This window comes from Leclercia sp. AS011, assembly GCF_037152535.1.
GTDB lineage: Bacteria > Pseudomonadota > Gammaproteobacteria > Enterobacterales > Enterobacteriaceae > Enterobacter.
The window spans coordinates 242,404-268,030 of the sequence record NZ_JBBCMA010000003.1 but is presented as its reverse complement, the minus strand read 5'-3'; the positions used below and the strand labels follow the sequence as shown (position 1 = coordinate 268,030).

Below are 25,627 nucleotides of genomic sequence, written 5' to 3'. Positions count from 1 at the left end.
GAGAGGATGAAACTGTCACGGGTTCAGGCCGTTAACTGGAACAAGATTGAAGATGATAAGGATCTGGAGGTGTGGAACCGCCTGACCAGCAACTTCTGGCTGCCGGAAAAGGTGCCCCTGTCGAATGATGTGCAGGCCTGGGCCACCCTCAGCCACGCCGAGCAGCAGCTTACCATTCGCGTCTTCACCGGCCTGACGCTGCTCGACACGGTGCAGAACACGGTGGGTGCCCCCGGGCTGATCGCCGATGCGCTGACCCCGCACGAGGAGGCGGTGATGTCGAACATCAGCTTTATGGAGGCGGTGCATGCCCGCTCCTACAGCTCGATCTTCTCCACGCTTTGTCAGACCAAAGACGTGGATGCGGCCTACCGCTGGAGCGAAGAGAGCATCCCGTTGCAGCGCAAAGCCCAGCGGGTGCTGGAACACTATCGCGCCGACGAGCCGCTGAAGAAGAAGATCGCCAGCGTGTTTCTGGAGTCGTTCCTGTTCTACTCCGGCTTCTGGCTGCCGATGTACTGGTCGAGCCGGGGCAAGCTGACCAACACTGCGGATCTGATCCGGCTGATCATCCGCGACGAGGCGGTGCACGGCTACTACATCGGCTATAAGTTTCAGAAAGGGCTGGAGAAAGTGAGCGCCGCGGAGCGCGAGGCATTGCAAGGCTTTGCGCTGGATCTGCTGATGGATCTGTATGACAACGAGCTGGCCTATACCGACGAGCTGTACGCAGGGACCGGCTGGGAGGAGGATGTGAAAGCCTTCCTCTGCTACAACGCCAACAAGGCGCTGATGAACCTCGGCTACGAAGCGCTGTTCCCGCCGGAAATGGCGGAGGTCAACCCGGCGATCCTCGCCGCGCTGTCGCCGAACGCCGACGAAAACCACGACTTCTTCTCGGGATCCGGGTCGTCGTATGTGATGGGTAAAGCGGTCGAGACCGAGGACGAGGACTGGAATTTCTGAGGATTGGGCAACCCAGGAATTTTTAATATTTTTTAAGGCAGTAGCCACTCTTTTTATATTGGCTACTGCCTTATGTGATCGCTAAAAGCCAAAAATTGCGTGTGATCATGATCACACAGAAAAATTTACGTTAAGATTAATGTGCATATTTTATACATGTTATCAAGCTGGAAAGGATGCCTGCACATTGTTTGATGGTAACTTTACTCTGTGGCGAGCATTTGATGATCACTCTTCATTCTATAAAAACGCATTATAATTTACATAAAAGCAGCAAAATACTTCACACGGCGATCACATTTATTACCGTGCTTCTGTTTCTGCCGCTCCTGCGAGAGCTTTCTCCGCGCGTGGCGATTGACCACACGACTATTTATGTGGCCTATTTGCCCATCAGCCTTTTTATCGCCCTGGTCGGCATTTATGGTGCCAGCGTATTACCCGCGTTAACCCTGGCAACCTATATCTCCTTCCAGCACGAACTGAATCTCAACGTCAGCCAAACCTGGGCGGTGACGCTCAGTTTGATGATCCCCCTGGCGATTGTGCAGTGTATTTTACATAACAGGCTCGGACGCTATGCCAGAATTGATATCACCAAAAGTACAGGTATCTTTGTCCGGCTGTGGTGTTTTGGCTTTATTTATCCCCTGCTCGCCCAGACGGCAATGTATATTGTCGGCGCGCTAACCTTCATTCCCGATGATTTTCAATATTACTTTTCGGCCAGTGAAATTCGCCTGTTGATCCTGAATTTGCAAAGCCTGATGATGCCCGCCGTGGTCTTTAGCTCTGGCCTGTACTATTTATTACGCTTCCTCACCTCATGGAATTATGTCCGCAAGTTCTGCATAAAGAATATCCTCGAGATACGTAACCGAGCCCGCTTAATTGTCTGGATGATAATTACTGCCGGGCTGATATTGATCTATACCAACGTGAGCCAGTACCCGGTGATCTCCAGCTACGCCATTCCGCTGGTGTTTCTGGCCTTCGTGTATGGGGTGATTAATTTTAGTGCGGCGTTTATCTCGCTGACCTGGCCGTTTGCCATCTTTATCCTCATTACCGGCAACCCGCAGTTTATAAAGATTGTCGAAAAAGGTCAGCTTTTAACCTCGTTCTCCGCCTTTTTTATCGTCTTCACCATCGCCAATGCCTACCTCGCCACCATGAAGAGAAACCTGAAGCAGGCCAACGTTAAAATAACCAACGCCGCCTTCCGGGAGCCGCTGACCATGCTGCCGAACCTGCTGCTGATGAACAAAGATCTTCAGCAGCTGACCTACCCGGCGATGCTTTGTTACGTCAAAATATTTTCTGCCGATAACCTGGATAAGCATCTTGGCTTTACCTTCCGGGTGAATGCCAAAGTCGCCGTCTATTATCTACTGAAAAAGTTTCTCCCGGCAAAATGCGGTGTCTATTCCGTTCCTTATGGCGATTTGCTGGTTGTTCTGCCGGAGAAAGGCGGCAGAAGCGTCCTGCAGGAGCTGCTGAAGAAGCTGAATCAGGCCAAAACCTATGCCCGGGTGAGTGACGTGGAGGTTGCGTTCGGCCTGGCGTGGGTGACATACAACGCGAGCGCTGATTTAAGTAAATCTGTCTCCGAGCTTGATTATCTGGCGACCACCAAAGGCGCGGATCACATTAGTGCGCTTGATAAAAACCAGGATTTCATCGAGCAACACATGACCCTGGATATCGCGTTGGTGCAACAGCTTAAGCAGGCCTTGCTCCGTAATGAGATCGTGCTCTATGCACAAAAAATAGAGCATAGTCACAGCGACAAACAATATTATGAAATTCTCTGCCGGATGAAGCTCGACGGTAAAATCGTGACGCCGGATAAATTTATCCCGACGATTACGGAATTTGGTCTGTGCGGATTGCTCGACTTCAAGGTGCTGGAGAGCTTTATCGATTTTTATCATGACAATCTGGCCACATGCCAGGGGATTCGTTTCTCCCTTAATATCACGCCGGAAACCCTGGCAGATGAACATACGGCGGAACGCATTATTTTCATGTTTGAGAAAAAGAATAAAAAGCCCGACAACATTGTCTTTGAGGTCACGGAAGAGCAGTTGTTCTTAAATGAGAGAAATGTCCTCAACAATATTAAATCCTTACGTAACCATGGCTTTGAAATTGCTATTGATGACTTTGGCACCGGTTATGCGAACTATGAAAGGCTAAAAAACCTTGATGCCGACATCGTCAAAATTGACGGCATGTTCGTTAAAGAGATCATCAGTAACAAAGTGGATCAGCTGATTGTAAAGTCGATCATTGATATTGCCCGGGCAAAAGGCATGTCCATCGTTGCGGAGTATGTCGAGACAGAGGCACACCAGGCGCTGTTATTGCAGCTTGGCGTGGACTATCTGCAGGGCTATTACATAGCGAAGCCGCTGCCGCTGGAATGCATTATGAAAGACAAAGCAGATTCCAGCGAAGTTTACGGGGGATAAAACGTTATGTATCTCTTTTCCAGAAAGAAAATCGCCAGCAAAGTTTATGCGATCTCCGCCGCCGTCTGCGCACTGTTTCTGACCATCATGATGGCATTTATTTTCCTGCATCAGAAAAATGAAGCCATCAGGCTGACAAATGAGGTGCGGGCTAAGCTGCTGACTATTTTTGATGAGAATGAAAATATAGCCGATGCCATTACGACCAAATATACCACCTCCCTGCAAAACGGCGGGTGTGAAATCCCGGCGCTGGCAAATGATAATGGTCAGTGGCACTGGCAGAAATCGGCCCTCGCCGCCGGGGATTACGGCAGTCTGTTTCTGAACACGCCGCCTGGTTTGAATGAGCGATGTCTGCTCTCGTCGGCCATGTTTGTGCGGAACTACATTGCGAAAAGCGATCTTTCCACTAAAGAGGGTTTTCGCTATATCATCTCCATGCGGCAGAAAATGTTCTACTTTTTCAGCAGCATCCATTCCGACAGCTTTGCAATTGAAGATTCGACGATGTTCAATAATCTGCAATTTTATATTCCGAGCATGCCGGATTACTACAAGCGCAAACTGACCCACAAACTGACGCAAAAAGGGACAGTCGCCACACCCATCTATCATGATTTGATCACCCGAAACAGCGCCTACAGCGTGGTGAGCTTTATTTATGACCTGAACAGCAGCAATGTGCCGGTCGCTTACCTGCTCTACGATCACAATCTTGAAGAGCTGCATGGCCTGGCGAATACCTTAGCCCGCCATAATAAATGGGTGAAGATAACCCTGCATGAGACGGACAGCCCGAACAAACTGTGCATTTATGGCTGCGATATCAACGACCACTTCCAGACCAACGTTGAATCCCCGCTGTCATCGCAGTTTAAAGTGATAACCCATATCAACATTATCGAATGTATTTATCACAGCATGATGTTCAAACTGCTGCTGCCCTTCACGTTGCTGCTGTTTGTGCTGGTCGTGAAACTGACATCACGCTATCTGACGCGTGTTGCACGGCACACGTTAATTGACCACTTAACGGGCCTGTACAGCCGAAAAATCGAATCTGAACTCAAGCACGCCACGCTTGAAAGCAGTTTTTTTGCCCTGGTGGATTGTAATAAATTTAAGATCGTTAACGACAGGTATGGTCATGCGGTGGGCGACAAGGTGCTCCAGAGGGTCGCTGACGTGATTAAACATACGATCCGCAGAGAAGATATCGCTATTCGTTACGGCGGTGACGAGTTTCTGATCATTCTCAAAACTGAACACAAAAGCGTTGCGCAGCGTGTAATGCAAAGGATTGCTGAAGAGATTGCCCGACGGCCAATCGGGGTGAATGGCGAAGCGATAACCAGTACTATTTCTTATGGGATCAGCAAGTTTAGCCGGGACCTCAAAACCAGCATTCTGCTGGCCGATAAGGAGATGTACAAAATGAAAAAACAGCAGGCACCGTCGCCCGCGAAATAAGAAAATAAAAAACCCGCTCAAGGCGGGTTTATTTTATTATCAGCAGAGATTAACTGCTCAGGCTATTACCTTCATCGCTATCGTAATAACTACTGATAATTAACGCAGATTACAGAACGGTGACGTTTCCGGCAGCAGGACCTTTAGCGCCATTTTCAATGGTGAAGGAGACCTTCTGGCCTTCTTCCAGCGTTTTAAAGCTGTCGCTCTGGATAGCAGAGAAATGTACGAAGACATCTTTGCTGCCGTCATCAGGGGTGATAAAGCCGAAACCTTTATCTGCGTTAAACCATTTTACTAAACCAGTCATTTTATTAGACATAGATAATTCCTTAATGATGAGCCACTTAACCGCGGCGATGATGGCCTGTATTGCGAGAGTTACTTACCTGGCACTTAGGAGGAGACTCATGAAGAAGGGTATCTTTGGATAACACTTGAACTGAGGACTGCTTTACTAAAACTGCTTTCGTAAGGTCTGTTTTCCAAACCGATGGCGCTATTAAGACATAGAAAAATTAGCGGCGCAATGTTTATATTATTTATTTTACCCGTTTAAACACCCGGATGGCTGAATGGCTGACAGGTCTTCTGCCCTTTATATTTCAGCTTTACGGAACGAGGGAATATATTCCCGATTAAAGAATAAGATGGCTCTGGTTTTTAATTTAATGTGCTACAAAAAAAAGCAGCCCCAGGGGGGCTGCTGTGCTCGTTTTTATGCCGGGTGGCGCTGCGCTTATCCGGCCTACAAAACTACAAAACGCCTGGCTGGTGTTACCCTTTTGCCATCTCCTTCAGGTGCTTTTTCAGCTTGTGATACTCATCAATCACATACTGTTCCGCCCTCTGTTGGTCGACAATCGGCTCCACGCGCACGGCGCAATACTTATACTCCGGCGTTTTGGTAATCGGGCTCAGGTTCTCCGTCACCAGCTCGTTACAGGCCCCAATCCACCACTGGTAGGTCATGTACACCGCACCGATATTCGGGCGATCGCTGACCTGCGCACGGGTAATGACTTTGCCTTTGCGCGAGGTAACCCAGATCAGGGCTTCGTCCTCGATACCGAGACGCTTCGCGTCGGCGGTGTTGATCTGGGCATAGCCCGGTTCATCCGCCAGCGCGGCCAGCGCCGCACAGTTACCGGTCATCGAGCGGCACGAGTAGTGGCCGACTTCACGCACCGTCGACAGCACCAGCGGGTACTCTTCGGTGAGCTTGTCGATTGGCGCAACCCAGTCGCAGGTATAGAGCTGCCCCAGCCCGTTCGGGGTGGAGAACTCTTTCTCGAACAGGTAATCCATCCCCTGATCGGCCTCTGACTCGTCGCGGCACGGCCACTGGATATAGCCCAGCTCGCCCATCTTCTCGTAGGTGGCACCGTAGAAATCCGGGCACAGATGACGCAGTTCATCCCAGATCTGCTGGGTGTTGTCATAGTGCATCGGATAGCCCATCCGGGTGGCGATTTCACTGATGATCTGCCAGTCCGTTTTCAGGTCCCACTTCGGCTCAACGGCTTTAAAGAAGCGCTGGAATCCGCGGTCGGCAGCGGTGTAGACCCCTTCGTGCTCACCCCAGGAGGTGGACGGCAGGATCACATCGGCGGCGGCCGCGGTTTTGGTCATAAAGATATCCTGCACAATGACCAGCTCCAGCTCCTCAAAGGCCTTACGCACCGCAGACAGCTCGGCGTCGGTCTGGAGGGGATCTTCCCCCATGATATACGCAGCACGCACTTCGCCGTGGGCCGCCCGGTGAGGCAGCTCGCTGATGCGGTAGCCGGTATGGGCAGGCAGAGATTCCACGCCCCAGGCTTTGGCGAACTTGGCCCGGTTGTCCGGGTTGTTGATGTACTGATAACCCGGATAGGTATCCGGCAGCGCACCCATGTCGCACGCGCCCTGCACGTTGTTCTGACCGCGCACCGGGTTAACCCCCGCGTACGGTTTGCCGAGGTTGCCGGTCAGCAGCGCCAGGCTGGTCAGGGAACGTACGGTTTCCACCCCCTGGTAGAACTGGGTCACGCCCATGCCCCAGAGAATGGCCGCATTTTCCGCTGCGGCGTACATCCTTGCCGCCTGACGGATCTCCTGGGCGCTCACCCCGGTGATCTCTTCAACGGATTCCGGCGTGTAGCCTTCGACAATTTTGCGATACTCTTCGAAGCCCTCGGTACGTGCCGCCACAAAGGCGCGGTCGTACAGCTGCTCTTCGATAATCACGTGCCCCATCGCATTCAGCAGCGCGATGTTGGAGCCGTTTTTCAGGGCGATGTGCATATCGGCAATGCGCGCGGTTTCGATTTTGCGCGGATCGCAGACGATAATCTTCGCCCCATTGCGTTTTGCTTTGATGACGCGATTCGCCACGATAGGGTGCGAATCCGCCGGGTTGTAGCCGAAAATAAACACCATATCGGCATTCTCGATGCCAACAATGGAGTTACTCATTGCGCCGTTACCGACCGACTGGTGCAGACCTGCAACCGATGGGCCGTGTCAGACGCGCGCGCAGCAGTCGATATTGTTGGTACCGACTGCCGCGCGGGCAAATTTTTGCATCACATAGTTAGTTTCATTCCCGGTGCCGCGCGATGACCCGGTGGTCATGATCGCATCCGGCCCGTGAGCGGCTTTGATGGCGTTGAGTTTAGTGGCAACGTAATCCAGCGCTTCGTCCCAGGAGACGGCCTCCAGCTTGCCGCCGCGCTCGCGACGGATCATCGGGGATTTCAGGCGCGGGGTCAGGATCTGCGTGTCATTGATAAAATCCCAGCCGTAGTAGCCTTTCAGGCAGAGATCGCCCTGATTGGTCTTACCCTGTGCCGCTTCAGCCTTGACGACTTTGCCGTTATCGACCACCAGGTTGATTTTGCAACCCGATGCGCAATAGGGGCAAACCGTGACGACTTTCTTCATCGGTAGTTACTCCGTTAGTAATATGTCCTCAGCGGTATGCATTAAGTGTGCCAGCATGAAGTCAGAAATTAAGTATCTGAATTACTGGGAAAATATGGGAGGGATTTTGCGGGGAGGCCGCCGTTCGTCATAAATGTCATGACGAACGGACAGGGATGACGCTAGCGCACCACCAGCGCGTCGTAGCCTTTAAAGCGGTAGTTAATCAGGGAGGCGATCCAGCAGAGGATAAACAGCCCGACCACGATAAACCCGGCGTTGCCGAGGTTGTCATTCAGGGCCGCCACGCCGTTCCACAACCCGCCGGTCAGATTAAATTTATTCGCCAGCAGGCCCAGCGCTTCCAGCCCGCCGATAAACAGCGCCACCACCACCGAGGTGCCGGTGATGGTCATGTTGTAGTAGAGCTTGCGCTGCGGCTTGTTGAAGGCCCAGCCGTAGGCACCCACCATAATCAGGTTGTCGAGGGTGTCGATCAGCGCCATGCCGCTGGTGAACAGCAGCGGGAAGACCATGATCGCCCATACCGACATGCCGCTGGAAGCCCCGGCCGCGGAGATCCCCAGCACCCCGATCTCGGTGGCGGTATCAAAGCCGAGGCCAAACAGGAAGCCCACCAGATACATATGCCAGCTGCGGGTTACCAGGCGGAACGCCGAGCGGAACAGCCAGTTCATCACCCCGCCGCGGGCAAAGGAGACCTCTTCCGGCACCTTCTCGCCGCGCTTCATTTTGTTAAAGCTGCCCCAGACGTCGCGCAGGATCGCCAGGTTGACCAGCGCCATCGCCAGCAGGAAAAAGGCCGACACTGCCGTGCCGATGGTGCCGCCGGTCTCGTGGAACCACTCCATGTTGCGGCTGAACGCGGTGGCGGTGGCGGCGATGGCAATCGAGGCCAGCACTACAATGGAGGAGTGGCCCAGCGAGAACCAGGCCCCCACCCCGCACGGGCGTTTGCCCTGCTGCATCATCTTGCGGGTGACGTTATCAATGGCGGCGATGTGGTCGGCATCCACCGCGTGGCGCAGGCCGTAGCACCAGGCCAGCAGGCTGGCCGCCATCAGCGACGGGGTGTTGTGAAAGAGGTAAAACGCGGTGCCCCAGGCAAGAATATTGGTGGCGATCAGGGCCAGCATCAGCGCCATGGCTTTGGGGTGGTTGTTGAAGTATTTGATAAACATCGTTATATCCCGATTGAAGAAAGAGACGCGGCAGCAATCACTGCCTGTCCAAATGCAATCGCGCCGTCTCCGGCGGGCAGTCGCCCGGGAAACAGCACGGTAAAATCGCCCAGCCAGAACTGCAGGCGTTCCCGCAGGAGCCGGTTATGCATCACCCCGCCGCTGCACAGGATGGTGTCGAGGTTGCGCATCCTGGCGTGCAGCGCCGCCAGCGTCGCCAGACCCTGGGCCAGCGCGTCGTGGAACGCCCAGGCGCGTGCCTCAGCAGAGGCCTGCCAGCCCAGCCACTGTTGCCAGAAGGTGGCCATATCCAGCTCGCCGTTGATGACCTGCACGGTGACCGGATGGCTGACCGGCCCGCCGCGCAGCGCCAGAGCCTCCAGCCGACAGGCGGCCTCCCCTTCATAACTGAGCTGCGCCGGAGCACAACCGGTTGCGGCGGCCACCGCGTCAAACAGCCGTCCGGCGGACGAGGCCAGCGGAGAATTCACCCCGCGGGCAATCGCCTGGGCCAGCGGCGGCCAGGGTTGATCCAGCAGTACTCTGGCCTCAGGCAAGGTCTGCCACTCAGGCACAAAGGCCTGGAACTGGGCCAGCAGGTTGCGCCACGGCTGACGCGCCGCCAGGTCACCGCCGGGCAGCGCCACCGCGGGCAGGCCGCCGAGCCGGTCGCAGCTGCGGTAGTTGACCCTCAGGCACTCCCCGCCCCACAGCGCGCCGTTTTCCCCCTGACCGATACCGTCAAGTACCAGGGCGATAACATCTCCGCCGTCCCGTGGCCAGCCGTGTTCCGCCAGACAGGCCGCGGCGTGGGCGTGGTGATGCAGAACACGATGGTGCGGCCAGGGCATCTGTTCCCCCAGGCGAGTTGATTGATAGCCGGGATGGGCATCCGTCACCACGCCCTCGGGGCTGAACTGCCAGAGTTCCTGAAGGGCATTGAGCGCCTGCTGCCACTGGGCCAGCGCGTCGTCATCCCCGAGATCGCCCAGGTGCTGACTGAGGATCGCCTCCCCGCCGCGCACCAGGCAGAAGGTGTTTTTCAGATCCGCGCCAAGACACAGCAGCGAAGGCACGTTGTCAAAACCGGGCGGCAGCGGCAGCGCATCCGGGACATAGCCCCGGGAGCGGCGCAGCATCTCCCCGCTGGCGCGCAGCACCGAGTCGTCCATACGCTGGACGATGTCGCGGTTATGCAGCAGCCAGCCGTCGGCGATACCGTCCAGATCCCGCATAGCCTGGTCGTTGGTCAGCGCAGGCGGGCAGCCGTTCAGGTTGCCGGAGGTCATCACCAGGGGGCAGTCCAGATCCTGCATCAGCAGGTGCTGGAGCGGGTTCGCCGCCTGCATCACTCCCACCTCGTTCAACCCCGGGGCGATGGCTTCGCAGCAGGTCAGCAACCGTTTATCCACCAGCACAATCGGCGCTGCCGTGGAACGCAGCAGCGTCTGAGCCTCTAAGGGGAGTGCCCCGGCTAATCGTGACGGGATCATCACCGCCAGCGGTTTCGCCGGACGCCCCTTGCGCTCACGCAGCCGGGTAACCGCCTGCTGATTACCGGCATCGCAGGCCAGATGAAAGCCGCCGAGCCCCTTTATCGCCACGATCCCGCCCTGCTTCAGTAGCGCCTCCGCGGCCCGCAGGGCGTGGTCTTTCTCTGCGCGCGCTTCGCCGCACACCCAGCTCAGCTGCGGCCCGCACTCCGGACAGGCCACCGGCTGGGCGTGAAAGCGCCGGTCGGCCGGGTTGCGGTACTCCGCTTCGCAGGCCGGACACAGGGCAAACTCCGCCATGGTGGTGGCCGGGCGGTCGTAAGGCATCGCCCGGATAATGGTGAAGCGCGGCCCGCAGTGGGTGCAGTTGATAAAGGGATAGCGGTAGCGACGCTCCTGCGGATCGTTCATTTCGGCCAGACACGCCGGGCAGGTGGCGGCATCCGGCACCACCTGGGTGGTCATCCCCCCCTGCCGGCTTGGCAGAATGGTGAAATCCACCGGCAGCGGTGCCCAGTGCCACGGCTGCTCGCTGATGTCGTCAATGTGCGCCAGCGGCGGGCCACCGGCTGCCAGCCGGGTAATGAACGCCTGCGACTCACCGGCCAGGCGCACCACCACCCCGGCCCCGTCGTTGCAGACGTCGCCCTTCAACCCCAGCTGCCGGGCCAGTTGCCAGACCCAGGGGCGAAACCCCACCCCCTGGACTTTGCCGCGGATGCGCAGCAGCGTGCCGTTTGTACTCATGAATTAACTCTCTACTGCCTCACGCAGGCGTTGTTTCATCGCGCTGTAGGTGGTCTGGGCATAATTTTCCGCCCAGGATTGATCGGCAATGGTGTCGATCTTCACCGCGCAGTATTTGGTTTCCGGTGTTTTCGAGACCGGGTCGAGGTTGTCCTGGGTCAGCTCGTTGCAGGCTCCAATCCACCACTGATAGGTCATGTATACCGCCCCCTGGTTGATGCGGTCGTTCACGTCGGCGCGGCTGATCACCTTCCCACGGCGGGAGCTGACCCACACCAGTTGACGGTCGCGAATGCCGAGCTTCTCTGCATCCTGCGGGTTGATCTGTACAAAGCCCGGCTCGTCCGCCAGGGTTTGCAGCGCCGCGCAGTTGCCGGTCATCGAGCGGCAGGAGTAGTGCCCCACCTCGCGCACGGTACAGAGCACCAGCGGATAATCGGCGTCCGGCATCTCCGCCGGTTTGCGCCACGGGGCGGCAAAGAGCTGGCCTTTGCCGCTCGGGGTGTCGAAGCGGTTGCCCTCGTACAGCCACGGGGTGCCCGGATGATCGAGAGTCGGGCACGGCCACTGGATATGCCCCATCTCGCCCATTTTTTCGTAAGTCACACCGTAGAACAGCGGACAGAGCGCGCGTATTTCGTCCCAGATCTGCTGGTTGTCGCGGTAGGCCATCGGATAGCCCATGGCGGTGGCGATCAGGCTGATGATCTCCCAGTCGCGCTTGACGTTGCCCTTCGGCTCAACGGCTTTTTCAAAGCGCTGGAAACCCCGGTCGGCGCAGGTAAAGACCCCGCCGTGTTCGCCCCAGGAGGTGGCGGGCAGCAGCACGTCCGCCGCCTCGGCGGTTTTGGTCATAAAGATGTCCTGCACCACCACGAAGTCGAGGGCCTCAAACCCTTTGCGCACCAGGCCCAGATCGGCTTCAGTCTGGAGCGGATCTTCCCCCATGATGTAATAGGCTTTGACCTTGCCCTCCAGCGCGAGGTGCGGCACTTCGGTGATCCGCACGCCGACCTGGTCATCCATCAGGGCAGGATCGACGCCCCACGCCCGGGCGAACTTCTCGCGCACCTGCGGATCGGTCACGTCCTGATAGCCGGGGAACTGGTTGGGGATCACCCCCATGTCGCACGCGCCCTGAACGTTGTTCTGCCCGCGCACCGGGCCGACGCCGCAGTGTTCGCGCCCGAGGTTGCCGGTGAGCAGCGCCAGGGTGGAGAGCCCTTTCACCACGTCCACCGCCTGGCCGAACTGGGTGACGCCCATCCCCCACATCACGGTGGCGGACGGGGCGGCGGCGTAGATGCGCATCGCCTCGCGGATCTGTCGGGCGCTGACCCCGGTGATCCCCTCGACGTTTTCCGGGGCGTAGCCGCTGACCGTTTCGCGCAGCGCGTCCAGCCCTTCGGTGTAGCGGGCCACGTAGTCGGCGTTGTAGAGGCTCTCGTCCAGCAGGGTGTAAATAAAGGCGTTCACCAGCGCCATGTTGCAGCCGTTGTTGATCTGCAAATGCCGGTCGGCAATGCGTGCGGTCTCAATTTTGCGCGGATCGCAGACGATCACCCTTGCGCCGTTCTGTTTGGCTTTGATCACCCGGCGGGCGACGATCGGGTGCGAGTCGGCGCAGTTGTAGCCGAAGATCAGCAGGCATTTTGAGTTTTCGATATCGCTGATGGAGTTGCTCATCGCCCCGTTGCCCAGCGTCTCCTGTAGCCCGGCCACGCTCGGCCCGTGACAGACCCGGGCGCAGCAGTCGACGTTGTTGGTGTTGAGCACCCCACGGGCAAACTTCTGCATTACGTAGTTGGTTTCATTCCCCGTTCCACGAGATGAACCGGTGGTCATGATGGCGCGCGGCCCGTAGTTAGCCTTGATGTCACTCAGGCGGCGGGCGGTGTAGCGGATGGCCTCCTCCCAGGAGACCGGCACAAACTTGCCGCCCTTCTGATAGCGGATCATCGGCTGGGTCAGGCGCGGCGTCAGCAGCCGGGTATCGTTGAGAAAATCCCAGCCGTAGTAGCCCTTCAGGCACAGCTGATTCTGGTTGGTGACGCCCTGAGCCCCTTCCGCACGCACGATTTTATTGTTGTCGACGACGAGTTTTAATTTACAGCCCGCACCACAGTACGGGCAGACGCTGGTGATTTTTTTCATCAGTAACAGACCTGCTAAAAGTGAAAAGAAAAGCCGACGCTTACAGCGCCAGCGAAGACATGTTATCGAGCGCCGCGCGGCGGCGTTTTTCCATACTCAGCTGCTCAAGCTTCTGCCTGTCGATGCAGACGATGGCATTGGTCGGACAGGCCTGAATGCAGGCCGGGCCGTCCGGCTGGTGGTAGCAGAGGTCGCACTTGTTGGCCTCGGCTTTCTCCGACTGAACCTTCAGCCCGGCCCCGATGCTGCGCACAACCGGACGCAGCACCACTTCCATCGCGCCATACGGGCAGGCGACCACGCAGGTTTTGCAGCCGATGCAGCGTTCCTGGTGAACGTGCACAAAATCGTTATCGCGGGTGATGGCCCCGTTCGGGCAGACGGTGGCGCAAGGGGCGTCTTCACACTGGCGGCACATGGTGGCCGTGGAGACGTTGACGCCTTTAATGACGTGAATGCGCGGCAGGAAGTTCTGCGGGGTCAGCGAGGCGCAGTCCTGGGTGTCGTGGTGCGACACCACGCAGGCCACTTCACAGGTACGACAGCCGATGCATTTGCTGGCATCGGCAATGATGAAACGGTTCATTCTTATCTCCGGGAATGATGATTAGCTTGCCGGAGGTATGCATAAATTGGGCCAGATATTAAGATTATGAAATTAAAGGGTTTTGTTTGGAGATGTAGCTGTCATCGTCATAAGTGACGATGACAATGACACGTCTGAATGCCGTCAGCATTCCAGGCCGGGCAAGCGAAGCGCCCCCGGCATGGCCTTTCTGGAAAGCTCCTCGCAAACTTCAAAGTAACCTTATGTAATTCAGGGTTAAGGCTTTTATTCCCGTTATCAGGCTCGTAAAGTGACTGCGTTGCGGCACATCCGCAATCGGGTGTAGGAACCCGTATTCTACATAGCGATATTTATATGTCGCGGCAGTGCGTATCCCGTTAAAATCGCGGTGGCGCTGGCGGAGCAGCCGAAAGGCTGGCCGTTTTCTATGTGGGCGGTATTCCTACCTCCGTCAGCGCTACCCCCCGAGCGTAGGAACTCACTGGGTGGTTAAATGGACTACACGTAGAGGATGTCATGATGACTACTATCCCAACCCTGACTTACCCGCAATCTGACGAACAAGTTATTCCCGCTTCCCTGACTACGCCGCTTTCTGCTGCTGCGGATCTCTTCGAGGTCGCCGATCGCTGCGCCGCGCTGGTGAGCGTACTGATCGAAACTGACGACAGCGCATCCCGCACTGCGCTCTGCGAAGGTCTGCTGCACGCGCTGCGTCAGCTGCGTGAACGCTGTGATGCCGAACTCCCGCCGCACCTTATCGTCCAGCTAATCCAGGGGGAAACACTCACCTCCTGTATGCCGGACTGCTGGCAGGAAACTGCGCCCCAGGTGGATTATGCGCTGGCTTTAGTGCAGGCGATTCTGGGTGGAACCTTGCCCGCAAGTGTCGAGAAAGAACTGGCGGGGCTGCTGCATGATTTGGTCTGGCTGCTGAACGAGTTTGTGAAGGAGCCGTATATTACGGTGCATTGAGTGCGGCTGGAATGTGGTGAAGGCTGACTGATTTCAGGTTTGATAAGGGGCTGTGGTGGGCCCCTGAATGTGTTTGGGGAAGGAGTTAGGGATGGAAGGTTCTGATATTCCATTTTTTATCAACTGAAAACATCGCGTGTTGCGTATAAGAAACAACGAATGTCTGTTAAGAGTGATGAGCGGACTTTCAAAGTCACTCTCACCACTGATTAAGTATTTTTCAAATCACGGTGAGTAGACCAATAGGAAGTATAAACACACCGATATTAGTTTCACCTACTTTTGAAATTTCCGGGTTTTCAGCCCTGAGCCAGCACTTTTCTGACGATAGGTTTCAAAACTATGTTCCTACACTTTATAACCATCAAAATATAAATAATTGGTTAAAGAACTACTTAGATTGCGGTGCAATGCCTTCTAATAGTGAAGAATATTCTTCGAAAATCCGATCGTATCGTTCTTCGTCTTTGGTCCGATTTCGTTTATGCATAAAATCAGGTACCGGATTCCCTGTTGCCCTGTAGTTAAAAATTTGGTCCTGAACTAAACGCGACTGCCTATTTAGCGCTTTTTTGTCGTAAGCGCGTTCGTTTACTACTTGCCTTAGCGTACTCTCAACAAATATGCGAAGTTCGTCTGCGCGGGCGACAGATTTCTTATTCTCACTAACGTACCGATGATAAAATTGATAAGTCGGAAGCAATATTGCCACAAATGCAATAAATTGTAGATATGTTGGATTAGTGAAAATAAATGTTATCGCAAACATAATTATGTTCAGCGCTAAAATAATACTCAGGAATGTTGAGGTTTTCTTTTTTAGACCCGCATCCCACCCCATATTCTTACTTTGACAAAGCATTACCATTAAGGGAGCAGAAACGCTCACGGGAGCATTAAGGTACCAGTTACGGAGGCGACGATCGCCTTCAGTAGATAAGTGTTTCTGAGCATACTCTATACTTTCAGAAATAGGTGTTTTTTTACCAGCAACGATTTCATTCCATTCCATTTTAAACAAACTGGTATCATACTCCTCCTGAATACGCGCTGCTTTTTTCTTACAGTTACTTACATGCTCCATTATGAAGTGGTTAATAATGAAAAACACTAATCCATAGATAGTAAGAAGTGTTTTTATCCAAGGTCCCGTATAACCTGGATAAAAACTCATTACAAAGAAAGTTAATGATAGTATTGATGGTACAACAACCCCCGCGAAAAAAGCCTTCATTAGAACAGCTTTTACATCAGAATAGATCTGGCGCTGCGCAGCAAGAAGTTTGAGCATATGAGGCTCATTTTGCTTTTCATAGAAATCGTTCATTATGCGTTTCCTACTGGGAAATCTTTACCTAACACTTTCTGCCATATTTTTCCAGATTTTTCTGGATCAGTAAATTCTATCGATAGAGCCTCTTTTGCATTGTTGGCATCTTCAAGTGCCATTTCTTGCACTTTGTTCTGCTCTTCTGAACTTAAATGATTTATATCACCTTGGAAGTTTTTTTGATCGCCAACATAACCGACGATTGCAGTAGCTAATACTTGCAAAGCATCTGCAAATTCGACATCGAGATATTGTGACATTGAATCTTTATTAAGTTCGTCATAGTGGTTTAGCATAATAGTTTCGAGTAAATATGAACCGATTGCAGGTACGCCGCGCTTACGCTTCCAATATTTAACTAAACGAATTACGTTCAGCACCTTACCACTATGCTTTTGGTTCACTCTAGTCGCACGGTCTTTATCAATACGCGGGTCGGTCTGCTTCCAGTTACCGCTGCCGTCTGGGATCAGGTAAAAAGTGTTTCCATAGCTGTCTGGTGTTGTGATGAAGGCTGGAACAATATCAAAATTCCATGTATAGGATTTCAGATTGAGAGTGGCTGCCTCTCCTTGACGTTTACTTTCAGCAGCTGAGTATTGAGGGACAGATTTTAGCGATGAAACGAATTTGTTGACGATTCTGCGTGAATTTACCCACTCACCGGTTTCGTTCAGGTAGTTTTGGAAACGGGAATTTGTCCCCGGAGATATATAGAAGGTTTTACCGCTCTGAGTGTATGTACTGCCTTCAGCATGCATGACAATCATCATATCGATGTCATCAAGTTCACGAATTTTTGTTCTTCTGGAGAATGAACCAAACCACATTTTAGGCGTACTGCTTAACAGTGGGAATGTATCATCTTTATCTGGAAAATTGGTCAGTTGCTCATCGACTAACCAATCACGGCTTCTTCTTCCGTTGCGTGTTTCATCTGCGTCTAGATTGACAAAGTTGTTCATGAGGCTATTGAAAGCAGTACTAACCTGATAAGGCATGTGTTCTTTCCTTGTTCTGGTACTACGTAAAATAAAAGTAAATCATATGGAGGGAATGCGTACAAAAAAACCCAAATCACTACATATGGTGCCTGTCATGCATTTTATACGCACTATGTTGTGCTTTTCATTAACCAAGTTTCCATTTCTATTGATTTAGGACAAGGTATAAATGTGAAAGCAGGAATGGTGCGGGATTAGAGTGATTGTAAATTTTACATTCTTAATAATGCGTTAAAAATCATACTCACCAAGCTATGAGCATTGACCTTCTCCCCTCTAATTAATGTAGTGCGGACTTAACAATATCCGCTACTGGCTCAAAGTAGCCCAACAAGAATTACCCACCTACCCCTCCATATCAAACCTGGACTTTTCAAAATCCCGATACACCTCCGGATTACTAAACGCCGGGAACTTCGCTTTTTGGGCCGCAACTTTCACCGCCTCACAATACTCTTTGTTGCCCTTGCTGGTTGATACCTTCAACGCCCTACCATCCTGCGCAAATTCCATATGCAGCCGACATTTTTTGCCCTTCCAGCGCTGTGGCTCAGCAATTTGATCGTCTATAGCCGCCTTAATCCCCCGCGCCTGCGCTCCCCATTCATCCTGATCGTCCCAGCGGCCAGAACTGCAACTACCCATAGCGGTGGTTTTATGGCATCCCGAAGGCTGTAACGGCGCACAACCTGCCGCCAGGCTGACCACAACGGCAAGCATCAACATCTTCCCTACTCTTTCATGCGTTCTCACGCCTTAAACTCCTGTGCTCATATACCCGTTAAAATTAATTTCGGTTTATCACTTTACGAAAATCAGAACGAATAAAAAACACAGGTACAGGCCCGGTAAGACGTAAGCCGCCACCGGGCAATTCCAGAGAGATACACGCAATCAGCAACCTGGTTTAAATATTGTGCTCGCATTTGCCGGGCGGCGGCTGATGCCTTGCACGGCCTACAAAACCCAGGATATCAACAAATGACGCATATTTCGTAGGCCCGGTAAGGCGCTAGCCGCCACCGGGCATTTCCAGAGAGGTAACTTCGTGGTTACGCGCTACAACTCCCCAAAGACCAGCACCCCATCCCGGTCTGGCAGACTTTCATAAACCCTCTCGACGGCAGCTTTCACCTTCTCCGTCATCGGATAATAAAACCCCACAATATCCGGCTGGATGCCAAGGAAAACCACCTCCCCCACATCCCCCTTCAGCTGATCCACCAGGTAGTTCAGCGGCATATTGTGCGTCGTCATCATAAACATCTCGGCGATGTCGTCCGGGTCGATGCGGCGGATTTCGCCGGGGTTGAGCCCCATATCCGTCGCATCAACAATCAGCAGACGCGCCGGGCGCAGCTCACGGATCGCCACTACGTCATTTTCCGGGGCGCTGCCGCCGTCGAACACCACCCAGTCGCCGCGCGGCGCTTCGCGGCACATCTCGGCCAGCAGCGGACCGGCACCGTCGTCGCCCATCATGCTGTTGCCGACGCAGAGTAATACATCAGTCACGTTGCCTCCGAACCATCAGATAGATGGCGTTTTCCTGGTGAATGGCGTGGAGCATGCCGAGCATCGCCCGGCTCCACGTCTGCTGCTGCGCTGTCTGCCGCGCCATCGCGGCATCAAAGGCGCTGGCCAACATCACAATATGATTCGCGTCGATGACGATCTCCCCGTAGCGCGGCACGCCCTCCATTTTGCGCCGCGCCTCGCTGCCGGTTTCCAGGGTGGCGATCCAGTCCAGATACGCCTCCCACGGACAGGTCAACGCCGCCTCCAGGCAGTCGATAACCCCCAGATGGTGGCCGATGGCCAGCCCGTAGTAGATCACCTGCTGGGCGTCATCGGGGGTGTTGTCATTCTCGTCAATGAACTTGCGGCTGAGCTGGCTGAAGACCACGGTTTCGCTCATCAGATGCGCTCCTGCCCGACCACCTCAAGGAGGTTGCCGACGATCTCGTTCAGACGCGGGTCGTTCTCCCGCGCCAGCCAGGCCGCCACGCTTTTGTCGCCTTCCAGCAGATGACGCATAAAGTCGTCGGCGATCTGGCGGCCATAGCGGTAACCCGCCAGACGGCGTGCGGCGCGGTCGATGCGCACCCGCAGGGGCTGAACCATCTCCGGGTGCAGCAGTTCCGCGGGCTGGTTGTCCAGCGTCCCCGGCTCGCGGGCGTGGATCTTCTGCTCCAGCAGCCCCAGCGCCATGGCAAAGCCGTACAGGGTGGCTGCAGGCGACGGCGGGCAGCCGGGGATATAGACATCCACCGGGACGATTTTGTCGGTGCCGCCCCAGACGCAGTACAGGTCGTGGAAGATGCCGCCGGAGTTACCGCACGCGCCGTAGGAGATACAGATTTTCGGATCCGGGGCGGATTCCCACGCGCGCAGCGCCGGGGAGCGCATCGCGCGGGTGACTGCCCCGGTAAACAGCAGAATGTCGGCGTGGCGCGGGGATGGCACCACCTTGATGCCGAAGCGCTCGGTATCAAAAATCGGCGACAGGGTAGCGAAGATCTCAATCTCGCAGCCGTTGCAGCCGCCGCAGTCGACGCGGTAGACGTAGGCCGAGCGTTTGATTTTTTTCAGCAGCGAGGCCTTCATGCTGGCGATGGACTCATCCACCGTCACCGGGACCGGGATCCCCTGTTCGTTACGTGGCCCTAACAGTTCGCTCATCGTGTCGCTTCCTTCATCTCACGGGTCAGATGGATTTTGTCCGAAGGGGTCAGCCCTTGCAGGCGCTTGCAGTCCGGGCAGGTCTCAAAACTCTCCCGGTGAGACTCCGCGCGTTTATCGCCGTTGTGGCGCAGCAGTTCGATCACGTAGTCGATCTCTTTCTGCACCGCGTACGGGCGCTCGCACACCCGGCAGTGGCAGATGTCAAAGCGCGACTGCTGGAGGAAATCGGCCTTGCTCCACACCGCCAGCTCATACTCCTGGGAGAGCTTGATGGCGGTGGTCGGGCAGACCTCTTCGCAGCGGCCGCAGAAAATGCAGCGCCCCAGGTTGAACTGCCAGAACAGCTCGCCGTTTTTCAGATCGGTCTCCACCGTCAGGGCATTCGACGGGCAGGCGTTCACGCAGGCCGCGCAGCCGATACACTGCTTAGGATCGTGCTCCGGCTTGCCGCGCATATTTTTGTCGACCGCAATCGGCTGGAGAGGATAGGACTCCGTCACCGTGCCGGTTTTGATCACTTTTTTGATAAAGGTAAACATGGGTGCTCCGGGTTATTTCAGCGGCGAGTTCTTGCGTTCAATGCTGTAGCGTTCCAGCTCTTTGTACGGCACCACCTTGCTCTTCTTCTTGCGCACATCCACCACCGTCATGCGGTCGGTGCAGGAGTAGCACGGATCGAGGCTGCCGATAATCAAAGGCGCGTCGGAGACGGTGTTGCCGCGCAGCATGTAGCGCAGGGTCGGCCAGTTGGCGTAGGTGGCCGCCCGGCAGCGCCAGCGCCACAGCTTCTGGTTGTCGCCGGTCATGCTCCAGTGGATATCATCCCCGCGCGGCGCTTCGCTGAAGCCCAGCGCAAAGCGGTTCGGGATATAGGTAAAGCCTTCCACCATCAGCTCGCCGCCCGGCAGGTTGTCGAGGCCGAAGTCGATCATGTTCAGGGCGGTGTAGACCTCGTTAATGCGCACTTTCAGACGGGAAATCACGTCGCAGCCCTGCTCGGTGTGGACCTCCATTGGCAGCAGGCCGTAACCGACAAACGGGTGATCGGCGCGGGTGTCGCGGGCGTGGCCGCTGGCGCGCACCATCGGGCCGACATTGCTGAAGTCGCGGGCGATCTGCGGGTCGAGACGCCCCACGCCCACGGTGCGCTGGTCGATGTTCGGCGTGCTCAGCAGGATGTCCACCAGATCCTGCACCTCGCGGCGCATCTGCTGGGCCAGCAGGCGGGTGGCGATCATGTCCTCTTTCAGCAGGTCGCGGCGGATGCCGCCGATCAGGTTCAGGCCGTAGGTTTTACGCGCCCCGGTGAGGATCTCCGCCATCTTCATGGAGGTCTCACGCACGCGGAAGAACTGCATAAAACCGGAGTCGAAGCCAACGAAGTGGCAGGCCAGGCCGAGGTTCAGCAGGTGCGAGTGCAGGCGTTCCACCTCCAGCAGGATGGCGCGGATCATCTGGGCGCGTTCCGGCACCACGATCCCCATCGCGTTCTCCACCGAGGTGGTGTAGGCCGTGCTGTGGGCAAAGCCGCAGATGCCGCAGACGCGATCCGACAGGAAGGTCACTTCGTTGTAGCCCATGCGGGTTTCGGCCAGCTTCTCCATGCCGCGATGGACGTAGAACAGGCGGTAGTCGGCGTCGATGATGTTCTCGCCGTCAACGAACAGGCGGAAGTGGCCCGGTTCATCGGAGGTGACGTGCAGCGGGCCAATCGGCACCACGTTGTTCTTCTTGTCCCCGAGTTCGTTAATGAACTCGTAGGTCTCTTTATCGGTGGTCGGGGCCGGGCGCTGGCGGTAATCCATGCTGTCTTTACGCAGCGGATAGAGTTCGTCCGGCCAGTCGTCCGGCAGCACCAGACGACGCTCGTCCGGCAGGCCAACCGGGATCAGGCCGTACATGTCGCGCACTTCGCGCTCGCCCCATACTGCCGCGGGCACGCGCGGGGTGACGGACGGGAACTCCGGCTTGTCGGCATCGACCTCCACGCGCACGGTGAGCCAGCAGCGGGTGCCCTGCTCCATCGACAGCACGTAGTAGACGGCGTAGCTGCCGCAGAGCTGGCGTTCGTCGTTGCCAAACAGCACCGACAGCCAGCCGCCCTGCTTGTAGTACAGGAACTCGACCACTTCCGGCAGGTAGTTAATTTTCACCGTCACGGTGATTTGATCTTTGGTCTGCCAGGCTTCATCCAGCACCACGCCCGGGAAGGCCTGGTGCAGTGCGGCGAGATAGTGTTGACCAACTTTTTCTTCAGACATGGTTATTCTCTACAGTCACGCCGCCAGCAAGGAGACGAAAGCTAAAAATGCCAGACCGAAACCGGTCCAGGTAATCCGTGAGGTGGCGTTAAAGCGCAGGCGCGCCATGCTGTTCTCAAACAGGGCGATCACCAGCACACCCACCACCAGCTTCACCACCGCAATGACGATCGCCAGCAGCAGGCCGCCGGCGGAGAACTGCGTCATCTGTCCCCAGGGGATAAACACCCCGACGAACATCTGCAGCACCACCAGCTGTTTCAGGCTGATGCCCCACTTGAGGAGCGCGAAGCCCGCGCCGCTGTACTCCGACAGCGGGCCTTCCTGCAGCTCCTGCTCGGCTTCGGCGAGGTCAAACGGCAGCTTGCCCATCTCAATAAAGGTGGCGAAGGCGCAGGCGCACAGCGCCAGTACCAGCGTCAGGGAGTGCGCCACCGGCCAGTGGTAGATGGTCGCGGTCACGGCGCTGATGTGGGTGTTGCCTGCCACCTGGGCGGCAACCCACAGCCCCAGCAGCAGGATCGGCTCCACCAGCACGCCGAGCATCGCTTCACGGCTTGCGCCAATCCCGGTGAACGGGCTGCCGGTATCAAGCCCGGCAATGGCGAAGAAGAAGCGGGCGATAGCGAAGAGGTAGATCAGGGTGATCAGATCTCCCAGCGCAGGCAGCGGCGAGGCCACGGTGATCACCGGCAGCGCGGTGGCAATGGCGAACATCACCGCCACCATCACAAAGGGCATCAGGCGGAAGACCCAGCCGGAGGCCGCCGGGGCCACGCTCTGACGGCCCAGGAGTTTGATCAGATCCCGGTACTCCTGGAAGATATCCGGCCCGCGACGGGTATGCAGGCGGGCACGCGCCACGCGGGTAATGCCCGCCAGCAGCGGCGCAACGGCAAACAGCACCAGCGCCTGAATCACAGCAAAGATGAGGGTCATGCTCAGGCTCCTCGGGAGATAACAACAACCACCAGCACCGCCAGCTCAATCAGGGCGATACGGTGGAACAACACGGCGGTGCAGTCGCACTGCCAGCCGGGGATAAAGCGCACCGGGTTGAGCCACTTACGCAGCTTCAGCACCGGGGCAAAGGACTCTTTTACCGGCATCGCAAAGCCGTGAGCGGTGATGACCATCGCGGCTTCGTGATCGTAGCCGCAGACCCAGGCAAAGCCGCGGGAGCGGTTCGCCAGGCGGTCGCCTTTGAGCAGCACCATCAGGATGAACGGCAGCAGCAGACCGGCGATCAACAGCAGGGTGATCATCGGTTGCGACACGGTGGACATCTCGCCGCCGCTGACCGGGAACAGACCGCTGACAATCGGCAGTAACCATGGGGCCGCCACGCCGCCCGCCACGCAGCAAAGCGCCGCCAGCACGGTGCTGGCGCTCATCAGCCAGGGCGCGCAGCAGGCGTTTTCCGCCTCCTTCGTGCGCGGTGCGCCAAGGAAGGTGACGCCATAGACTTTCGCCATACACATCACCGCCAGCGCGCCGGTGATCGCCAGGCCGGTAGCCAGCAGCGGCCCCAGCAGACGGGCAACGAAGGCGTCGTGGGTGCCGAGGTTAAAGAAGGACTGATAGATCACCCACTCTCCGGCAAAGCCGTTCAGCGGCGGCAGGGCTGCCATCGCCATCAGCCCCACCAGCATGGCCAGCGAGATCAGCGGCATTTTTTTGCCGATGCCGCCGAGCTTCTCGATGTCGCGATGGCCGGTGCGATACCACACCGCGCCCGCGCCGAGGAACAGCGTGGTTTTAAACAGCCCGTGGCTGATCAGGTGGTAGAGGCCGCCGGTAAAGCCAAGCGCAATCAGCAGGTTGCTGTGCAGCGCAATACCGGTGACGCCCGCCCCGAGGCCGAGCAGGATGATGCCGATGTTTTCCAGGGTGTGGTACGCCAGCAGGCGCTGGATGTTGTGCTCCATCAGGGCGTACAGCCCGCCGATAAAGGCGGTGAGCATCCCCATCACCAGCAGCAGCACTCCGAGCCACAGGGGCGGTAACGCTCCGCTCAGCGCAACGGTGAGCATGCCGTAGAGACCGACCTTCATCACCACCGTGGAGAACAGCGCCGCCGCGGGGGCGCTGGCATTAGCATGGGCCTGCGGAGCCCAGCCGTGCAGCGGGATCACCCCGGCCAGCAGGCCAAAGCCCGCCAGCCCCGGCAGCCAGACGCTGGCCCCCGGCGCCTGGGCGGTCGCCAGGGCGCTCATCGCCCCGAAGTTGAGGGTGCCGTAGAAGCTCCACGCCTGCCAGCAGGCGATAGCCAGCAGGAGGGTCCCCAGACGCCCCAGCACAAACCACAGCTTGCCGGACTGGGCGCAGCCGGTGAGAAACGCGGCGCAGAGGGCCATCACTTCGGCCATCACCACCAGCCAGCCGAGGTTATCGGCCATGATGGCGGCCACGGCGGCGGCCATCAGCAGGTTGGTCAGCAGGCCGTTGGCTTTCGCCTGCGGGTGGCGGTGCCAGGCGATGTTAAACAGGCTGATCAGGCAGGCGGGCAGGCCGATGGCGATCAGCCAAATCGCCCGGATACCGGTCATCTGCATGCCGAGGTGCAGCCAGGCCATCTCCGCGTGCAGGGGTTGCGGGGAGAGCAGCGCCATCGCCCCTGCCCCCACCGTCATGGCGCTGGCTATCGCCCCGCCAATCCCGGCGATTGCGCCGCTGAGGGGCCGGTGGGCGCAAAAAATAAGGGCCAGCACCGCGCTGATGACATACCACGCCAGCCCCTGGTTAATTAACGATAAGGCGTTCATCAAAGCTCTCCTTGTTGCGACTGGAACAGCGACAGATCGCCCAGATCCGTATGCAGGGTGAGTTCGCGCTTGTTCCGGCTGGCGCGTGCGATGTCGGCGTTATTAATCAGACGCAGGGATTTGGTCGGACAGGTGCGCACGCACGCCGGGCCGTCCGGGTCGAAGGCGCAGAGATCGCACTTCACCGCGATGGCGCGGACGCCGGGTACCCAGTCGAGGAACGGGCTGACGCGGGCGGGTGCCGGGGCGGCCATCGGGGCCTTGCTGGTATTACAGTTGGCAGGAATGGCCCGCGGGCGGCTGCCGGCAAACTCAACGGCCCCAAACGGGCAGGCAATCCCGCACAGCTTGCAGCTGACGCACAGGCTTTCATTGAGCTGGATAGCGCCGTCAATGCGGGTAATGGCATTGACCGGGCACACCTGGGCGCAGGGGGCATCTTCGCAGTGATGGCACAGCTGCGGCGCAGAGTCCTGGCTGTTGCGCATCACTTTCAGTCGCGGCTGGCTTTGCAGGCCATGCAGGCGATGGTTTTCTGAGCAGGCGGCCTCACAGGTATGGCACCCGATACAGAGCGTGGGATCAGCAATTACAAAACGATTCACCTGGTTTCCTCTGGTGATAGT

At 56.6% G+C, this 25,627-nt stretch carries 21 protein-coding genes; 4 read left to right on the top strand and 17 right to left on the bottom strand.

What is annotated here, in order from left to right; translation table 11 throughout:
- Window positions 1-6 precede the first annotated feature (6 nt).
- From nrdF to WFO70_RS15830, 3 genes are all read left to right on the top strand, one after another.
- Window positions 7-966 (top strand): class 1b ribonucleoside-diphosphate reductase subunit beta, encoded by a 960-nt coding sequence (nrdF, locus tag WFO70_RS15840; RefSeq protein ID WP_337017386.1) that lies wholly within the window; start codon window positions 7-9, stop codon window positions 964-966.
- Window positions 967-1,274: 308 nt separating this feature from the next.
- Window positions 1,275-3,440 carry a sensor domain-containing phosphodiesterase gene (locus WFO70_RS15835; protein ID WP_337017384.1) on the top strand — a complete coding sequence of 722 codons (2,166 nt, stop codon included), beginning with the start codon at window positions 1,275-1,277 and terminating at the stop codon, window positions 3,438-3,440.
- A gap of 6 nt (window positions 3,441-3,446) precedes the next feature.
- The gene (locus WFO70_RS15830; protein WP_337017382.1) at window positions 3,447-4,913 is read left to right on the top strand and encodes a GGDEF domain-containing protein; all 1,467 of its coding nucleotides are present in this window, start codon (window positions 3,447-3,449) and stop codon (window positions 4,911-4,913) included.
- A 109-nt stretch (window positions 4,914-5,022) separates the two neighbouring features.
- Here WFO70_RS15830 and cspE read toward each other — a convergent pair whose 3' ends face one another.
- From cspE to hydN, 6 genes are all read right to left on the bottom strand, one after another.
- Complete coding sequence (gene cspE / locus WFO70_RS15825; RefSeq protein WP_106994905.1) at window positions 5,023-5,235, bottom strand: transcription antiterminator/RNA stability regulator CspE; 213 nt, start codon at window positions 5,233-5,235, stop codon at window positions 5,023-5,025.
- A 455-nt stretch (window positions 5,236-5,690) separates the two neighbouring features.
- Window positions 5,691-7,838: a formate dehydrogenase subunit alpha gene (fdhF, locus tag WFO70_RS15820; protein WP_337017379.1), complete on the bottom strand. Its 2,148-nt coding sequence runs from the start codon at window positions 7,836-7,838 to the stop codon at window positions 5,691-5,693.
- A 161-nt stretch (window positions 7,839-7,999) separates the two neighbouring features.
- On the bottom strand, window positions 8,000-9,019 hold the full coding sequence (locus WFO70_RS15815; RefSeq protein ID WP_337017377.1) for a HoxN/HupN/NixA family nickel/cobalt transporter: 1,020 nt from the start codon (window positions 9,017-9,019) through the stop codon (window positions 8,000-8,002).
- A 2-nt stretch (window positions 9,020-9,021) separates the two neighbouring features.
- Complete coding sequence (hypF, locus tag WFO70_RS15810) at window positions 9,022-11,259, bottom strand: carbamoyltransferase HypF (RefSeq protein ID WP_337017375.1); 2,238 nt, start codon at window positions 11,257-11,259, stop codon at window positions 9,022-9,024.
- 3 nt (window positions 11,260-11,262) lie between these two features.
- A complete protein-coding gene (gene fdhF, locus WFO70_RS15805; RefSeq protein WP_337017373.1) occupies window positions 11,263-13,413 on the bottom strand; it encodes a formate dehydrogenase subunit alpha in 2,151 nt (716 codons plus the stop codon).
- A gap of 40 nt (window positions 13,414-13,453) precedes the next feature.
- Entirely contained in the window at window positions 13,454-13,999 is a 546-nt protein-coding gene (hydN, locus tag WFO70_RS15800) for an electron transport protein HydN (protein WP_337017371.1), read from the bottom strand.
- Window positions 14,000-14,500: 501 nt separating this feature from the next.
- Between hydN and WFO70_RS15795 the strand changes: the two genes are divergently transcribed.
- On the top strand, window positions 14,501-14,956 hold the full coding sequence (locus tag WFO70_RS15795) for a hypothetical protein (RefSeq protein WP_337017481.1): 456 nt from the start codon (window positions 14,501-14,503) through the stop codon (window positions 14,954-14,956).
- A 391-nt stretch (window positions 14,957-15,347) separates the two neighbouring features.
- Here WFO70_RS15795 and WFO70_RS15790 read toward each other — a convergent pair whose 3' ends face one another.
- The 11 genes from WFO70_RS15790 to WFO70_RS15740 all read right to left on the bottom strand — a co-directional run bounded on the left by WFO70_RS15790 (window position 15,348) and on the right by WFO70_RS15740 (window position 25,606).
- Window positions 15,348-16,283 carry an S-4TM family putative pore-forming effector gene (locus tag WFO70_RS15790; protein WP_337017369.1) on the bottom strand — a complete coding sequence of 312 codons (936 nt, stop codon included), beginning with the start codon at window positions 16,281-16,283 and terminating at the stop codon, window positions 15,348-15,350.
- Complete coding sequence (locus tag WFO70_RS15785; RefSeq protein WP_337017367.1) at window positions 16,283-17,287, bottom strand: nucleotidyltransferase; 1,005 nt, start codon at window positions 17,285-17,287, stop codon at window positions 16,283-16,285. The genes WFO70_RS15790 and WFO70_RS15785 overlap by 1 nt, the downstream gene beginning before the upstream one ends.
- Window positions 17,288-17,635: 348 nt before the next feature.
- Window positions 17,636-18,010: a cell envelope integrity TolA C-terminal domain-containing protein gene (locus WFO70_RS15780; protein ID WP_337017365.1), complete on the bottom strand. Its 375-nt coding sequence runs from the start codon at window positions 18,008-18,010 to the stop codon at window positions 17,636-17,638.
- 339 nt (window positions 18,011-18,349) lie between these two features.
- On the bottom strand, window positions 18,350-18,805 hold the full coding sequence (gene hycI, locus WFO70_RS15775; protein ID WP_337017363.1) for a hydrogenase maturation peptidase HycI: 456 nt from the start codon (window positions 18,803-18,805) through the stop codon (window positions 18,350-18,352).
- Window positions 18,798-19,208 carry a formate hydrogenlyase maturation HycH family protein gene (locus WFO70_RS15770; protein ID WP_337017361.1) on the bottom strand — a complete coding sequence of 137 codons (411 nt, stop codon included), beginning with the start codon at window positions 19,206-19,208 and terminating at the stop codon, window positions 18,798-18,800. The genes hycI and WFO70_RS15770 overlap by 8 nt, the downstream gene beginning before the upstream one ends.
- Window positions 19,208-19,972, bottom strand: coding sequence for an NADH-quinone oxidoreductase subunit B family protein (nuoB, locus tag WFO70_RS15765; protein ID WP_337017359.1), 765 nt, complete (start codon window positions 19,970-19,972; stop codon window positions 19,208-19,210). Before nuoB ends, WFO70_RS15770 begins: the two co-directional genes overlap by 1 nt.
- Window positions 19,969-20,514: a formate hydrogenlyase complex iron-sulfur subunit gene (locus WFO70_RS15760; RefSeq protein WP_337017357.1), complete on the bottom strand. Its 546-nt coding sequence runs from the start codon at window positions 20,512-20,514 to the stop codon at window positions 19,969-19,971. Before WFO70_RS15760 ends, nuoB begins: the two co-directional genes overlap by 4 nt.
- A gap of 12 nt (window positions 20,515-20,526) precedes the next feature.
- Window positions 20,527-22,236, bottom strand: coding sequence for a formate hydrogenlyase subunit HycE (gene hycE, locus WFO70_RS15755; RefSeq protein WP_337017355.1), 1,710 nt, complete (start codon window positions 22,234-22,236; stop codon window positions 20,527-20,529).
- A gap of 15 nt (window positions 22,237-22,251) precedes the next feature.
- Entirely contained in the window at window positions 22,252-23,175 is a 924-nt protein-coding gene (locus WFO70_RS15750) for a respiratory chain complex I subunit 1 family protein (RefSeq protein WP_337017353.1), read from the bottom strand.
- 2 nt (window positions 23,176-23,177) lie between these two features.
- Window positions 23,178-25,001 carry a formate hydrogenlyase subunit 3 gene (hycC, locus tag WFO70_RS15745; RefSeq protein ID WP_337017351.1) on the bottom strand — a complete coding sequence of 608 codons (1,824 nt, stop codon included), beginning with the start codon at window positions 24,999-25,001 and terminating at the stop codon, window positions 23,178-23,180.
- On the bottom strand, window positions 25,001-25,606 hold the full coding sequence (locus tag WFO70_RS15740; RefSeq protein WP_337017349.1) for a 4Fe-4S dicluster domain-containing protein: 606 nt from the start codon (window positions 25,604-25,606) through the stop codon (window positions 25,001-25,003). The genes hycC and WFO70_RS15740 overlap by 1 nt, the downstream gene beginning before the upstream one ends.
- Window positions 25,607-25,627 lie beyond the last annotated feature (21 nt).

Bases quoted from the DNA above. Each gene is read 5' to 3' on its own strand.
- hydN (WP_337017371.1), bottom strand. From the start codon at position 13,999: ATGAACCGTTTCATCATTGCCGATGCCAGCAAATGCATCGGCTGTCGT.
- WFO70_RS15750 (WP_337017353.1), bottom strand. From the start codon at position 23,175: ATGACCCTCATCTTTGCTGTGATTCAGGCGCTGGTGCTGTTTGCCGTT.
- fdhF (WP_337017373.1), bottom strand. From the start codon at position 13,413: ATGAAAAAAATCACCAGCGTCTGCCCGTACTGTGGTGCGGGCTGTAAA.
- nrdF (WP_337017386.1), top strand. From the start codon at position 7: ATGAAACTGTCACGGGTTCAGGCCGTTAACTGGAACAAGATTGAAGAT.
- WFO70_RS15830 (WP_337017382.1), top strand. From the start codon at position 3,447: ATGTATCTCTTTTCCAGAAAGAAAATCGCCAGCAAAGTTTATGCGATC.
- WFO70_RS15770 (WP_337017361.1), bottom strand. From the start codon at position 19,208: ATGAGCGAAACCGTGGTCTTCAGCCAGCTCAGCCGCAAGTTCATTGAC.
- WFO70_RS15790 (WP_337017369.1), bottom strand. From the start codon at position 16,283: ATGAACGATTTCTATGAAAAGCAAAATGAGCCTCATATGCTCAAACTT.
- nuoB (WP_337017359.1), bottom strand. From the start codon at position 19,972: ATGAGCGAACTGTTAGGGCCACGTAACGAACAGGGGATCCCGGTCCCG.
- WFO70_RS15815 (WP_337017377.1), bottom strand. From the start codon at position 9,019: ATGTTTATCAAATACTTCAACAACCACCCCAAAGCCATGGCGCTGATG.
- hycC (WP_337017351.1), bottom strand. From the start codon at position 25,001: ATGAACGCCTTATCGTTAATTAACCAGGGGCTGGCGTGGTATGTCATC.
- WFO70_RS15760 (WP_337017357.1), bottom strand. From the start codon at position 20,514: ATGTTTACCTTTATCAAAAAAGTGATCAAAACCGGCACGGTGACGGAG.
- WFO70_RS15780 (WP_337017365.1), bottom strand. From the start codon at position 18,010: ATGCTTGCCGTTGTGGTCAGCCTGGCGGCAGGTTGTGCGCCGTTACAG.
- WFO70_RS15795 (WP_337017481.1), top strand. From the start codon at position 14,501: ATGACTACTATCCCAACCCTGACTTACCCGCAATCTGACGAACAAGTT.
- hypF (WP_337017375.1), bottom strand. From the start codon at position 11,259: ATGAGTACAAACGGCACGCTGCTGCGCATCCGCGGCAAAGTCCAGGGG.
- hycE (WP_337017355.1), bottom strand. From the start codon at position 22,236: ATGTCTGAAGAAAAAGTTGGTCAACACTATCTCGCCGCACTGCACCAG.
- cspE (WP_106994905.1), bottom strand. From the start codon at position 5,235: ATGTCTAATAAAATGACTGGTTTAGTAAAATGGTTTAACGCAGATAAA.
- WFO70_RS15785 (WP_337017367.1), bottom strand. From the start codon at position 17,287: ATGCCTTATCAGGTTAGTACTGCTTTCAATAGCCTCATGAACAACTTT.